Below are 12,722 nucleotides of genomic sequence, written 5' to 3'. Positions count from 1 at the left end.
CACTCAATAAGACACCAGCAAGGCCGAACCGCCCTCCCCAAATTTCGGCTCGATGCCGAGAATGGGAGCCGCGCGGCGGATGATCTCACGAGCGATCGGGCCGGCAGTACCGGCGGAGATCGTTCCACCATATTGCTTCTCGCCTGTTTTCGGCTCGTCGCAGAAGGTGATGACCACATATTGGGGATTGTCGATCGGGAAGGCGGAGATGAATGAGTTGAAGTTGAGCGTCGCGGAATAACGCCCGTTCACCACCTTGTCCGCCGTGCCGGTCTTGCTGCCGACGGCAAAGCCCGGAACACGGGCGACGCGTCCCGACCCTTTGTAACCGTTGAAATCGAGAAGATAGCGGATCTCATCGCTGGTCGACTTCTTGAGGACCTGCTTGGCGACCTGGTCAGCCTGTTCGCGGGTGCGCGGCAGGAATGTCGGCTCGATCAGCTTGCCGCCGTTGACAAGGGCGGCAGCCGCCACGCCCGTCTGCAGCGCGGTCGTCGAGACGCCGTGGCCGAAGGAAATCGTGATCGAATTGATCTTCTTCCAGACGCGCGGCTGGCTCGGCATCTTCACTTCCGGCAGTTCGGTCTGCATCTTCGTCAGCAAGCCGAATTTGGTCAGATAGTCCTTCTGCGCGTCGATGCCGACGAGGTCGATGACGCGCGCCGTGCCGATATTCGATGAATACTGGAAGATTTCGGGAACGGTCAGCCAGCGCCGCTGTCCGTGAAAGTCATGGATGGTGAAGCCGCCGATATAGATCGGCTTGCTGGCGTCGAACGTGTCGGACATCTTCACCTTGCCGCTGTCGAGCGCCATCGCCAGCGAGAAGGTCTTGAAGGTCGACCCCATTTCGAAGGTGCCGTTCGTCATCCGGTTGAGCCAGCCTTCCTTGGCGCCCTCCTGCGGATTGTTCGGATCGAAGTCGGGTGCCGATGCCATGCCGAGCACTTCCCCGGTGTGCACGTCGATAACAGCCGCGCCGGCCCCCTTGGACTGGAAATTGTTGACGGCGTTGACGACGGCATCGCGAACGATGTTCTGCACGCGCAGGTCGATCGACAGCCGCACCGGCTCCAGCGGCTGGTCGCTCGTCATGCCGACCGAGGCGAGATCGGCGAGCCCCTGGTCGTCGATAAATTTCTCCATGCCGGCCACGCCGCGGTTGTCGATGTTGACATAGCCGAGGATGTGCGCCGCGGTCGAGCCGCCGGGATAGAAGCGGCGCTTCTCCGGCCGAAAGCCGATGCCGGGAATGCCGAGCGCCAGGATCTGGCTCTGCTGCTTCGGCGTCAGCTGCCGGCGCAGCCAGGCGAAATGCGAGCTCTTGACCGAAAGTTTCTTGTAGGTGTCCCTGACGTCGAGCTCCGGCAGAACAGTTGCAAGCTTCTCGACCGCCTCATCGACGTCAACGATCTTGTTCGGCTCGGCAAACAGCGAGACCGTGCGGATGTCGGTCGCCAGCACCTCGCCATTGCGATCGAGAATGTCGGGCCGCGAGGCCATAAGCCGGTCGGGCGGCAGGATGCTGGAGACGACCTCCTGATCCTTCATGGCATATTCGACCAGACGGCCGCCGATGACGACATAGACACCCATGAAGCCAAGGATCAGCAGCCCGACGCGGCTTTTTGCCTGCCCCGTCTTCTTCTTGCGCGACCCCTCGATGGCGACGCCGGCAGAAGGGCCGCCGAAGCGGTTATAGACGCCGGCGGAGAAATGCGCCTGGCTCTTCAGGACCATGATGCGGGAAAGAAACGACATTATTCCACCGACCCCGTTTCGATCTCGTCTGCTTCATCCGCCACCACTCCACGCTGCTCGGCCGCGTCGCGCTGCTGTGCTGCGCCGCGTGGCGCGGGCATCGGCACGGGCTGCGCTTTGCCGGTCGCGCCTTTGGCGCTGGCGACCGTCGCACCCTTGGCATCGGCTTTGGCCTCCGTTACGTCGGGTACCGGAACCGCGGATTTCAGCATCGGCAATTCCTTGGCATGCACGAGTGCCGTCGAATCCGTCGGCTGCAGCTGCAATTCCGCATTGTAGGCATTGACCAGCCGCTCCAGCCGGTTCGGCTGCGATTGCAGCGCCCAATCGGCCTTGAGAAGATCGATCGTGTCCTTCTCGAGCTTGATCTCGGCTTCGAGGCGATGAACCTCCTCGAGCTTCAATTCGGCGCGATGTTTGATCGTGTAGGTGACGGCGGCAGTCGCCGTCATGACGCCGATGAGCACGAGATCGAATGTTTTCAGCATATCAACCTCCGAGCTTTCCGAGCGAGGCAAGATTGGGAAACCCGAAGAGCGACATATCCGCGGCCTCGGCGGCCGCGTCTGTCCGCAGGCCGGCGCGCAGCTTGGCGGAGCGGGCGCGCGGATTGGCTTCAGCCTCCGCCTCGCTCGCAGAAACCATCGGCTTGCCGATTGCCGTGAACGTCGCCGCCCGCTCATGTGCTGCCGGCAGGTGCCGCGAGCCGGTCGCCTTGCCGGCGCGGTCGGAGAAGAATTTCTTGACGATGCGGTCTTCAAGCGAATGAAAGGTGACGACGACGAGCCGGCCGCCGGGCTTCAGAGCTCGTTCCGCCGCAAACAATGCCTGCGCCAGCTCCCCGAGCTCGTCATTGACGAAAATGCGCAATGCCTGGAAGACGCGCGTCGCGGGATGGATCTTGTCCTTCATCTTGCGCGGAGTGACCAACTCGATGAGACCGGCAAGATCGCGCGTCGTTTCGAAGGGCTTTTCCTCGCGCCGCTTCTCGATCGCATGTGCGATTCGCGGTGCCTGGTTTTCCTCGCCGAGAAAATGGAAGATGCGGATCAGATCCGCGACCTTGGCGCGATTGACGACATCGGCGGCCGAAACGCCTGTTGCCGACATGCGCATGTCGAGCGGCCCGCTCTTCTGGAAGGAGAAGCCGCGCTCGGGCTCATCGATCTGCATGGAAGAGACGCCAATATCGAGCACCACGCCGTCAAGCCCGCCCTGCGGCGCATGATCGGCAAGATTCGAGAACTGCGCGTGAATGAGCCGGAGGCGGCCGGCATGAGCGGCAACCATCGCCTGGCCCGCCGCAATCGCTGTGGGATCACGATCGAGCGCAATCACCTCGGCGCCGGCCGCGAGGATGGCCGCGCTATAACCACCCGCACCGAATGTACCATCGAGGATGAGCTTGCCGGGTGCGGGCGAGAGCGCTGCGAGGACCTCATTGAGAAGAACAGGAATGTGACGAACCGGTCCGCCACCGGCATCAGTTGAACCTCCGCCAGGATTCGTCACCATTCCGTTCCCTCGTTCCTTTAGGAACGCTTGCCCGCCAGCTTGCGCTCCCCTCGTGCCTGCGCCTGCGCAGCCAAGAATGCCTGCGGCTGCCAGAGCTGAAAATGATCCGCTCGACCGACGAAGGTCACTTCGTCCGAGATGCCGGTGAAGTCGCGGATGAAATCCGTGACCATCAGCCGCCCCTCGGCATCGAGCTTCATGAAGACCCCGCCTCCGTGGATCAGAAGCGACATCGCGTTCGCATCCGGCGAAAATGGATCTTCCGCAGCAATCTGCCGCTCGAATCTTTCGAGAAGATCCGAGCCGCCGACGCTGATCGCCGGAAACACAAAGTCCTGGAAACAGTAGAGCTCCTGGACGTTGCGCTGCGCCAGCACGGAACGGAATGCCGAAGGCACGGAAACCCTGCCCTTGGCATCGATCCTGTTGGTCGCGTTCGAAAGGAAGCGGCTCATGACTCGAAACATCCGTTCCCGCAGGGAGCCGGACAAAAAGACGCCCGAAAGTCCCAATATCAGGCACAGCCTCGCAAGCCGGATGAGCCAAATCCCACCCGACGCTTCCAGAGAGGAAGGCGCCTTTGCTTTGCGATGAATGGGCAAATGATTGCCCTGGCGCAGTGCGCATTTGGGATAGCATGGGACCATATGGGCGTCAATGGGATGCGACCGTTTTGCAACGGACGTATGATCAAACATTTATAAGCTGTTAAGTTTAACAAAGGGTTAGCGCAGCCATTTTGCAGATGGCAAGCATTGATTGCGCCTTATTAAAATCCGTCCATAACGTGCATGAATATCAGCTTGGAAACAGTCGGTTTCAGCGACTTAGGCTGAAAATCCAGGCCCTGCCGCAGCTCGGATGTTAATCGCCAGTTGGCCTGTAAGCCGGGTTCTGTATGGCTCCGGCGCGAACCGGAACGTGGCAGCCATTCCTCTGGGACAGCGCTCGCACGCTGCCTCACGCAACCCACCCGGATGACTGGCCTGGAAACCGGCCGGAGAGCCTTTCGGCCCTCCACGTCATCCCTATTCGGTCTTGCTCCCGGTGGGGTTTACCGTGCCATATCCGTTGCCGGAGATGCGGTGGGCTCTTACCCCACCCTTTCACCCTTACCTGTCTTGACAGGCGGTTTGCTTTCTGTGGCACTTTCCCTGAGGTCGCCCTCGCCGGACGTTATCCGGCACCGTGTTTCCGTGGAGCCCGGACTTTCCTCACCTTACCGCCTTTCGGCATTGGTAAAGCGCGGCTGCCCGGCCAACTGGCAGGGCTCCCATAAACGAGAGAGCCCGTAAATGCCACCGAAATATAGGGGACAGCCCTAACGGAAATTAGGTGTGAAATCCGTGGAGTAGCCCTGTTCGCTGATTCTGCCCGACAAAAGCAGCTCCGCGCCGAGTCTGCCGATTTCGTCCGAACTCTTCGCCGAGGTGCCGGCGCAGCCCGTCAGCACCGCGATCGCAGGCGAAGAGGTATAGCCGATCATCGGATAGCCGCTTTCCGTATAGGAGACGACGCAGGCGGCCGTCGAAATCGACAGCGGCGCCATATCGGGCACAAGGTCGGCGACGAAGCGCTGCAGATGCGAGCGCACGCTCTCTCGCCCTTCGGTCTTGAACCAGGCCCGCATCTCGATGTCGTTGTGTAAGATCAGATCGTCGGGATCGCCGCCAATCTTCAGGTAGAATTTGCGATCGGGATAACGGATCGGCGGCAGCAGATAGATATGGGTGCCGGGCACGTCGAGAATGAGCGACGGCATCGCCGCAAGGCGGAGCGCATCAGCCTCGCCGATCTCGAACAGCGTTACGGTCCGGCCATAAACCGTCATGGCAACAGGCCGTGGCAAGAGATTTTCGGCAATGGAAAATCCGCCCGCTGCCAGCAGCACCTTTTCACCGCGATAGCTGAGGCCCCCGGCAGTCTTGACGCTCGCTAGCCCGTCCTCCTCGCGGATCCAGACCACATGATCTCGGATGACAGTCGCGCCTGCCCTTTCTGCCAGCAGAGATTGTGCCTTGACCAGTTTGCGCGGGCTGATATGTCCGGCGCCCCTCGCCTCGAACACACCTGCACTGCCGGCGGGAAAGGCAAAGAAGGGAAATGCGGTCTTCAATCCGCCCGCGTCCAGAAGCCTGGTCTCGATGCCGAGCGAAACGGCGGCCTGCCGAGTCCTTTCGAGATAATCGCCTCTATCAGGCGCGACGACGACGCAGCCGGCCTCCCGATAGAAGTCGATGCCGCTCTCGTTCGCGATCTCGCCGTAGCGACCGATCGAGCGATTGGCGAGCAGCGCCCAGTTGCGGTCGGGATCGATGGTGCGGGTAATGCGCCCCTCGTCGTAATGGCTGGCGAAAACGCCTTCATGCGCCTTGCGATCGTCAGGCTCGTCCGGGCCGATTACCGCGACACCATCCGTCTGCCGCGCCAGATGCCGCGCGGCGGCGGCTCCCATCAGCCCGCGGCCGACGACGATATATTTGAAATCGACTGCCATGATATCCCTCTCAAGCGAAGACCGGCGTCAGCTCGCGGCCGAAATCCTCATCCCCGAGCCGCCCTTCCCTGAGAAGCACGGCGCCGAGACGCCCGAGTTCGTCGGAAGATTTGGCCGCGACGAAATTGCCGCCAGTCAGCACCGCGATCCGCGGCGACGGCGTGAAGCCGACGTAAGGATAACCGGTCGGGGTGAAATTCGCCACGCACGGAGCCGACGTGACCGGGCATCCGGCAAGCTCCGGCATCAGTCGCAGGGCGATGCGCGAGAGATGATCGCGCTCGGCCATGCTGCCGTCGGAACGGAACCACGTGCCGGCCTCTTCCAGCCGGCTGAAGGAAAGCGCCTCGGTATCGCCGCCAAGCTTCAGATAGATCTTGCCGTCCAGATAACGCACCGGCGGCAGAATATAGATGTGGTCCTCCTCCCGGTCGCCGAGCACGATGGTCGATGGCATGTCGCCGAAAATCGCCATTTCGCGGTCGCCGATTTCGTAGAAGACAACGGTACGCGCCATCACTCTCAAATCGACGGGACGCGGCAGCAGGGCATGGAAATTGCTGAAAGCGCCGGCCGCGACCAATACGCGCTCGGCGCTATAGCTTCTGTCACCGGCCGTCACCTCGACATGGGAACCTGTGTCGCGCACCGACGTCGCGGTCGCCTTGATCAGCGAGACGCCGCCCTGTTCGGCAAGCCTGGCTTGCGCGCGCACCAGCGCCCGCGGATTGATGTGCCCGGCGCGCTTGCGCTCGAAATATCCGCTGAAATCAGGGCCGACGGCAAGATAGGGAAAACGCCGGTCGAGTTCCGCCGGGGCGACGATCTCGATATCGCTGCCGAGCGTCTCGCTGACGGTCAGCGCCCTCAGAAGAAAGTCCTGCTCGTCCTTCGGTGGGGGACCGGCAAAAAGACATCCGACTTCCGAAAAGAAGGAAATGCCGCTCTTCGCCTCGATGTCGCGGTAGCGCCGGAGCGCCCGCGCGGCGAAAGTTCCCCAGGCGAGATTGCCGTCGAAGGTGCGGGTAATGCGCGCTTCGTCATAATGGCTGGCAAAAACGCCGTGATGGACCTTGCGATCCTCCGGCTCCGAAGGGCCGATCAGCGCGACGCCGTCGGCCATGGAAGAGAGATGCCGTGCGGCCGCCGCTCCCATCATGCCGCGCCCGATGACGATGAACCTGAAATCGACTGCCATATCTCACCTCATATCGAGGTGACCACCTCGTTTCGAGGTGGGATATCACGGCGAGCGTCCCGATTCATATTACAAAAACAGCAGCGGAAGATTTCCCTCCGAGCCGCGCGGCGGCTCAGTCGAGCATCGCCAGGACCTTGCCGCAATAAGTCTTCGACACCGGATTCATGCGCGTTGCGCCATGGCCGGCATTATATTTGAGGATGGTGTTGCAGGTCTGCCCGCCGCCGAGCTGGTGGGCGGCCGCCAGATACTTCATGCCGTATTTGATGTTGGTCTCGGGATCGAACAGGCCTTTGCGCGTGCCGGAATATCCCATCATCCTGGCCGTTGCCGGCTTGATCTGCATCAGGCCGATTTCGCCGGCGCTGCCGCGTGCCTTCGGATTGAAATTGCTCTCGACGCGAACGACCGCCTGGGCGAGCGCCACCGGAACGTTGTATTCAGCCGCATATTTGTTGATCAGCGCAGCATAGGGAATGCTGTTGGAGAAATCGGGCATGGCATAGCCGCTCTGTCGATCGACGGTTTTCAGCGGGATGGTTTCGGCCCTGACGCCCCAGTCATCATTAGCCGAGGCAAAGTTATACCCCGCCAGCAGCATGCCAAGGCATGCCGCAGCACCAATAATAAACTCTTTCATATAGTTTCTTCACTCCGACCCAAAGAACTGCAGGGACTGCGCGCCTCGCTGTCATCCGGATACACGCGATCAAGGACTGATCGCGCTCCATGGCAATTCTTATCGTTTCATTTGGCGGCCACGGTTACACTTGAAATCAGCCGCGAGCGCCGTTCAGCGGGCGTCCTTAGACCATCGCAATGAGGAGATAATAGGGAAATGATGTGGCGGGGCGGATTTCTCGCTTGTGACGGCAAAACTGCCCGGAATTCCGGCTGCCGCCGTCAGGAAAATCGCGGTAGCGCCGACAGCAGCCGGTGCAGCGTGTCGATCGTCGAGAAATCGGCGATCCCGTCCACCCGTTCGGGCCGGAAATGGCGCTGGAAGGCTTCCACGTCGCCGGCCGTCTTTTCGGAGAATTTGCCCGTAATTTCAGTGCTGTAACCGTAAAGCGACAGCATTGACTGCAGCGCTTCCACCGGCTGGCCGGCGTCCCCGCGCTGGAAGAAACGCCCGCCGGTGATCGTCGCCGGCTCGACCCAATGGCCCACACCCGCCCGATGAAGCTCGGCCCAAGGGAATTTCTCGCCAGGATCAACCTTGCGAATCGGTGCGACATCGGAATGCCCGAGCACTCTTTCCGGCACAATCGACCAACGTTTGACACAGTCACGACACAATTCGATGACTGCTGCGATCTGCTCTTTCGGATAATCGGGAAGACCGCCGGGATGGCCGGCATTGGCGATTTCAATGCCGATCGACAGCGAATTGATATCGCTCTCGCCGTGCCAGCTGCTCTTGCCGGCATGCCAGGCGCGCCGCGCCTCCGGCACAAGCTGGATCACCTCGCCATTCTCATGCACGAAATAATGGCTGGAAACCTGACTCTCTTCCCGACACAGCCAGTCGAGCGCGCCATCGGCCGTCGGCATCCCGGTATAATGCAGGAGGATCATATCGGGACGACGCCCGCCCGCCCGCTCGCCTCGGTTGGGCGATGGCCGCACGCAAGCGCCTCGATAATCGGCCTCGAAAGAGGTCATGCGGCGCGGCGTTCCTTCTCGATCGCCGCATATGCTGCGTTCAGCGCCGCCATGCGCTCATTGGCGATCAAATGAAACTCCTTCGGCACCCCGCGCGAGATCAGTCGATCGGGATGATGTTCGCTGACCAGGCCACGGTAACGGCGGCGGATCGTCGGAAAATCGTCGGAAGGCGACACGCCGAGCACCTTGTAGGGATCGCCGCCGGACGAGACATGGCGAGCTGCGATCTGCTCGAAACGAGTCTCGCTCATCTGGAAGATCTCGGCGATATGGCCGAGGAAATTCAGCTCCTTCTCGTGAATCAGCCCATCGGCCTTGGCAATGTGGAACAGGCCGTCAAGCACGTCTTCCAAGACCGGGCAATTGGCCGCGCAGGTGACGCAGAGCGTCGAAAGCCGCTCGGCATAGGCTTCGTAGCCGGCGACGTCCTGGCGTGCGAGATTATAGAGCCTGGCAACATTCTTGGCCTGATCCTCGGGAAATTCGAAGATCTCGCGGAAAGCCTCGACCTCTTTCTCGCTGACGATGCCGTCGGCCTTGGCCATCTTGGCCGAAAGCGCAATGATCGCCACGGAGAAAGCCACTTTACGCCGGGTCTCGGGATCGCCTTCGAAAACCGTTCGAATAGCCTCGACCACCGCGGAGAGCGCATTGCCCGCGGTATTGCCAATGGCATTCAACAATTTTTCCCAGAAGGACATCGAAATCTCTCGTAAGCGTGCCAAGTATGAGCAATCAGCTTGACCAAAGAATCGTAGCCTTTGCAAGGCGACTATTGGTCGTAGCATCGAAAACAGTTTTCACGATTCAGTAATTATTGCACTGCAGCAAGCGATCGACCGGTTCGCCGGATCCGCCGTGAGAGGGGTTGCCGCACCACGCTCGCTCAATGCTTGACCGCCGATTTCCACAAACAGTTCCCGGCGGCAGCTCGGGCTTGAAACGATTATATCGCGCTTCCCGCCGCCTTTGCCGTTCAACTCGGCAGAAAGCCGCGTTTTTCGTAAATTCTTTACTTTACAGGGCCCTTTCCCTGCCGCATCCATGCGCTAGCTAACGCTGCCCACAGAAACATCGCAGGAGGGATCCATGGCCAAACAGAAAGTCGCAATGCTGACCGCTGGAGGCCTGGCGCCCTGTCTTTCCTCTGCCGTCGGCGGCCTCATTGAACGCTACAGCGACATCGCCCCCGAAATCGACATCGTCGCTTATAAGTCCGGCTATCAGGGCGTGCTGCTCGGTGACCGCATCGAGATCACCGGTCAAATGCGTGCAAAGGCGCCGCTGCTGCACCGCTATGGCGGCTCACCGATCGGCAATAGCCGCGTCAAGCTCACCAATGCCGCCGACTGCGTCAAGCGCGGCCTTGTCAAGGAAGGCGAGAATCCGCTGAGGGTCGCCGCCGAGCGTCTTGCCGATGACGGCATCACCATTCTCCACACGATCGGGGGCGACGACACCAATACGACGGCCGCCGACCTTGCTGCCTACCTCGCCGCCAACAGCTATGACCTGACCGTCGTCGGCTTGCCGAAGACGGTCGACAACGATGTCGTGCCCATCCGCCAATCGCTCGGCGCCTGGACGGCCGCCGAAGTCGGTGCGCATTTCTTCGACAATGTCAGCAACGAGCAGACGGCTGCGCCGCGCACGCTCGTCATCCACGAAGTGATGGGCCGCCATTGCGGCTGGCTGACGGCAGCCACCGCCCGTTCCTATCTTCAGCGCACCAGCCGCAACCAGTATGTCGACGGCCTGCTGATGGACGCGCATCTGAAGAGCATCGACGCCGTCTATCTGCCCGAAATGTCCTTCGACCTCGACGCCGAGGCCGCCCGCCTGAAGGAAATCATGGACCGCACCGGCCATGCCACCGTCTTCGTCTCGGAAGGCGCCTGCCTCGACGCTATCGTCGCCGAGCGTGAAGCTGCGGGTGAGACCGTAAAGCGTGACGCTTTCGGCCACGTGAAGATCGACACGATCAATGTCGGCGCCTGGTTCCAGAAGCAGTTCGCCAACCTCCTGGACGCCGAGCGTTCGCTGGTGCAGAAATCGGGCTATTTCGCTCGCTCGGCCCCGGCCAATGGCGACGACCTCAGGCTGATCCAGAGCATGGTCGATCTCGCCGTCGAAAGCGCGCTCAATAAGGTGTCCGGCGTCACCGGCCATGACGAAGCGCAGAACGGTAAGTTGCGCACTATAGAATTTCCCCGCATCAAAGGTGGCAAAGCTTTCGACCTGTCGACGGCGTGGTTTGCAGAAGTCATGGACAATATAGGGCAGAAATACAAAGAAGCATGATTGACGGACGGTTAATATGGTGTCTTTGCTTATTCCCGACGGAATAGGAGGAGATTCCATGTCGCTTGAAGCCTGGCTCGCTTTTGCTGCCGCATCCGCCATCATGCTGGCCATACCGGGACCAACGATACTGCTCGTCGTTTCCTATGCGCTTGGCCATGGCCGCCGGACGGCCTTTGCGACGGTGAGCGGCGTGGCGCTTGGCGACTTCACCGCAATGACCGCATCCCTCTTCGGTCTCGGCGCAGTGCTCGCCACCTCCGCCGCCCTCTTCACCCTTTTGAAGTGGATCGGCGGCGCCTACCTGATCTGGCTGGGAATCAAGCTCTGGCGGGCTCCCGTGATTGGCGAGCCGGTCGCCGACAACGACAATCTGCCGGAGGAAAAGTCGCTTAAGATCTTCCTCCACGCCTATGTCGTCACCGCCCTCAATCCGAAGAGTATCGTCTTCTTCGTCGCCTTCGTGCCGCAGTTCCTCAACCCGACCCTGCCCTTCTTCGGGCAGATGGCGATCATGGAAGCGACCTTCCTGGTGCTGGCGATCCTCAACGCCGCTGCCTACGCTTTTCTCGCCCATTCCGCTCGCGGACTGATTCGCAAGGCGAGTGTCCAGCGCGCCGTGAACCGGACCGGCGGCACCCTGCTGATCGCTGCAGGCGCCGTAACGGCTGGGTATCGCCGTATTGCGGCTTGAAATCCGGGTATCGCGCTATTGCAGCTGAGAAATATTCCGTGGTTGCCGGAATGCAACGAATAGGTTAATGGGGTCATCGGGTTTAAATTTTTTAGTAACTTTTATACGCTGCCGGGGCGGCGCGATTTCACGAAAGTGACGGAATGGTAGCGATCGGATTGTCCGGCCTGAAACGCAGTCTTGTCGTTTCCACGGTGCTCTGCTGCGGCGTGATCACCGGCTGCACGAGCGTTGAATATACCTCTCAGGCCGAACTGACAGCCGCTCAGACAGTGGTGCCGACGCCGAAGCCTGGCGAAGACGCGACACTCGCCGCGATCCCGACGGCAGAAGGCGCGACCGGCCAGGCAATTGCAGGCGCCATGCTTCCCCAGCCACGCCCGTCGCTCACCGCAACGGCAATGCCGGCGGTGGCCGCATCCCAGCCGGTCGATCTTACCATGCAGGCAGGCATACAGCCGGCAGCCTATGCGCAGATCCCGTTGACGCCTGAGATGACGGCGATCCAATCCGTCGTGCCGACCCCGCGCCCGGGAACGCCGTCACAGCCGGCGACGCAGCTTGCCTTTGCCGCCACCCCCCAGAACAGCGCGCTTGCAGCACTGGCCGCCGTCGACACGACGCCGCGCTCCATGGATTACGGCTTCGACGAATCCGGACCGATCGATCCGCCGACAGCTCCCCCGATGTTCAGCGACGACGACAGGGACGATGCGCCGACCGTCGAGAAGAGCTTCGTCACCAAGCTCATCCAGAAATATTCGAAGATCTACGAGATTCCCGAGACGCTGCTCCACCGCATCGTCCATCGCGAGAGCCGTTACAATCCGAAGGCTTATAACAAGCGCGGCTATTTCGGCCTCATGCAGATTAAATACAACACCGCCAAATCCATGGGCTATGACGGTGCGCCGGGCGGCCTCTTCGACGCCGAGACCAACATCAAATATGCCGCGAAATATCTGCGTGGCGCCTGGCTCGTCTCTGACAACAAGGAAGACGACGCCGTCCGCCTCTATGCGCGCGGCTATTACTACGATGCCAAGCGCAAGGGCATGAATGATGTCGCCCAGGGTAATTACTGA

12 protein-coding genes and 1 other RNA gene are annotated in these 12,722 nt (G+C 60.9%); 3 read left to right on the top strand and 10 right to left on the bottom strand.

Annotated elements, in window-relative coordinates:
- Nucleotides 1-3: 3 nt before the first annotated feature.
- The 10 genes from HJB91_RS02845 to HJB91_RS02800 all read right to left on the bottom strand — a co-directional run bounded on the left by HJB91_RS02845 (nucleotide 4) and on the right by HJB91_RS02800 (nucleotide 9,343).
- The gene (locus tag HJB91_RS02845) at nucleotides 4-1,761 is read right to left on the bottom strand and encodes a penicillin-binding protein 2 (protein WP_221122657.1); all 1,758 of its coding nucleotides are present in this window, start codon (nucleotides 1,759-1,761) and stop codon (nucleotides 4-6) included.
- A complete protein-coding gene (locus tag HJB91_RS02840) occupies nucleotides 1,761-2,249 on the bottom strand; it encodes a hypothetical protein (RefSeq protein ID WP_210630611.1) in 489 nt (162 codons plus the stop codon). The genes HJB91_RS02845 and HJB91_RS02840 overlap by 1 nt, the downstream gene beginning before the upstream one ends.
- 1 nt (nucleotide 2,250) lies before the next feature.
- Nucleotides 2,251-3,276, bottom strand: coding sequence for a 16S rRNA (cytosine(1402)-N(4))-methyltransferase RsmH (gene rsmH / locus HJB91_RS02835; protein ID WP_221122656.1), 1,026 nt, complete (start codon nucleotides 3,274-3,276; stop codon nucleotides 2,251-2,253).
- A gap of 17 nt (nucleotides 3,277-3,293) precedes the next feature.
- Nucleotides 3,294-3,731, bottom strand: coding sequence for a division/cell wall cluster transcriptional repressor MraZ (gene mraZ / locus HJB91_RS02830; protein ID WP_221102475.1), 438 nt, complete (start codon nucleotides 3,729-3,731; stop codon nucleotides 3,294-3,296).
- 412 nt (nucleotides 3,732-4,143) lie between these two features.
- An RNA gene (rnpB, locus tag HJB91_RS02825) (RNase P RNA component class A) lies at nucleotides 4,144-4,541 on the bottom strand.
- 56 nt (nucleotides 4,542-4,597) lie between these two features.
- Nucleotides 4,598-5,773, bottom strand: coding sequence for an FAD-binding oxidoreductase (locus HJB91_RS02820; protein ID WP_210630608.1), 1,176 nt, complete (start codon nucleotides 5,771-5,773; stop codon nucleotides 4,598-4,600).
- Between the two features lie 10 nt (nucleotides 5,774-5,783).
- Nucleotides 5,784-6,971: an FAD-binding oxidoreductase gene (locus HJB91_RS02815; RefSeq protein ID WP_221153418.1), complete on the bottom strand. Its 1,188-nt coding sequence runs from the start codon at nucleotides 6,969-6,971 to the stop codon at nucleotides 5,784-5,786.
- A gap of 115 nt (nucleotides 6,972-7,086) precedes the next feature.
- Nucleotides 7,087-7,614, bottom strand: coding sequence for a lytic transglycosylase domain-containing protein (locus tag HJB91_RS02810; RefSeq protein WP_210630606.1), 528 nt, complete (start codon nucleotides 7,612-7,614; stop codon nucleotides 7,087-7,089).
- A gap of 263 nt (nucleotides 7,615-7,877) precedes the next feature.
- The gene (locus tag HJB91_RS02805; protein ID WP_210630605.1) at nucleotides 7,878-8,639 is read right to left on the bottom strand and encodes an N-acetylmuramoyl-L-alanine amidase; all 762 of its coding nucleotides are present in this window, start codon (nucleotides 8,637-8,639) and stop codon (nucleotides 7,878-7,880) included.
- On the bottom strand, nucleotides 8,636-9,343 hold the full coding sequence (locus HJB91_RS02800; RefSeq protein ID WP_210630604.1) for a DnaJ family molecular chaperone: 708 nt from the start codon (nucleotides 9,341-9,343) through the stop codon (nucleotides 8,636-8,638). The genes HJB91_RS02805 and HJB91_RS02800 overlap by 4 nt, the downstream gene beginning before the upstream one ends.
- Nucleotides 9,344-9,731: 388 nt before the next feature.
- Between HJB91_RS02800 and HJB91_RS02795 the strand changes: the two genes are divergently transcribed.
- The 3 genes from HJB91_RS02795 (at nucleotide 9,732) to HJB91_RS02785 (ending at nucleotide 12,722) form a co-directional block, all read left to right on the top strand.
- Nucleotides 9,732-10,943, top strand: a complete 1,212-nt coding sequence (locus HJB91_RS02795) for a pyrophosphate--fructose-6-phosphate 1-phosphotransferase (protein ID WP_221153417.1) — start codon at nucleotides 9,732-9,734, stop codon at nucleotides 10,941-10,943.
- A 58-nt stretch (nucleotides 10,944-11,001) separates the two neighbouring features.
- Nucleotides 11,002-11,637, top strand: coding sequence for a LysE family translocator (locus HJB91_RS02790; RefSeq protein WP_210630602.1), 636 nt, complete (start codon nucleotides 11,002-11,004; stop codon nucleotides 11,635-11,637).
- Nucleotides 11,638-11,780: 143 nt separating this feature from the next.
- Nucleotides 11,781-12,722 (top strand): lytic transglycosylase domain-containing protein, encoded by a 942-nt coding sequence (locus HJB91_RS02785; RefSeq protein WP_221145576.1) that lies wholly within the window; start codon nucleotides 11,781-11,783, stop codon nucleotides 12,720-12,722.

The organism is Rhizobium sp. NLR10b, from assembly GCF_019685435.1.
In the GTDB taxonomy this organism is placed as follows: Bacteria; Pseudomonadota; Alphaproteobacteria; order Rhizobiales; family Rhizobiaceae; genus Rhizobium.
This window is presented reverse-complemented; position numbering and strand designations above follow the sequence as displayed.

Coding starts and splice junctions, on each gene's coding strand:
- HJB91_RS02845 (WP_221122657.1), bottom strand. CDS start 1,761: ATGTCGTTTCTTTCCCGCATCATGGTCCTGAAGAGCCAGGCGCATTTC.
- HJB91_RS02840 (WP_210630611.1), bottom strand. CDS start 2,249: ATGCTGAAAACATTCGATCTCGTGCTCATCGGCGTCATGACGGCGACT.
- rsmH (WP_221122656.1), bottom strand. CDS start 3,276: ATGGTGACGAATCCTGGCGGAGGTTCAACTGATGCCGGTGGCGGACCG.
- mraZ (WP_221102475.1), bottom strand. CDS start 3,731: ATGAGCCGCTTCCTTTCGAACGCGACCAACAGGATCGATGCCAAGGGC.
- HJB91_RS02820 (WP_210630608.1), bottom strand. CDS start 5,773: ATGGCAGTCGATTTCAAATATATCGTCGTCGGCCGCGGGCTGATGGGA.
- HJB91_RS02815 (WP_221153418.1), bottom strand. CDS start 6,971: ATGGCAGTCGATTTCAGGTTCATCGTCATCGGGCGCGGCATGATGGGA.
- HJB91_RS02810 (WP_210630606.1), bottom strand. CDS start 7,614: ATGAAAGAGTTTATTATTGGTGCTGCGGCATGCCTTGGCATGCTGCTG.
- HJB91_RS02805 (WP_210630605.1), bottom strand. CDS start 8,639: ATGACCTCTTTCGAGGCCGATTATCGAGGCGCTTGCGTGCGGCCATCG.
- HJB91_RS02800 (WP_210630604.1), bottom strand. CDS start 9,343: ATGTCCTTCTGGGAAAAATTGTTGAATGCCATTGGCAATACCGCGGGC.
- HJB91_RS02795 (WP_221153417.1), top strand. CDS start 9,732: ATGGCCAAACAGAAAGTCGCAATGCTGACCGCTGGAGGCCTGGCGCCC.
- HJB91_RS02790 (WP_210630602.1), top strand. CDS start 11,002: ATGTCGCTTGAAGCCTGGCTCGCTTTTGCTGCCGCATCCGCCATCATG.
- HJB91_RS02785 (WP_221145576.1), top strand. CDS start 11,781: ATGGTAGCGATCGGATTGTCCGGCCTGAAACGCAGTCTTGTCGTTTCC.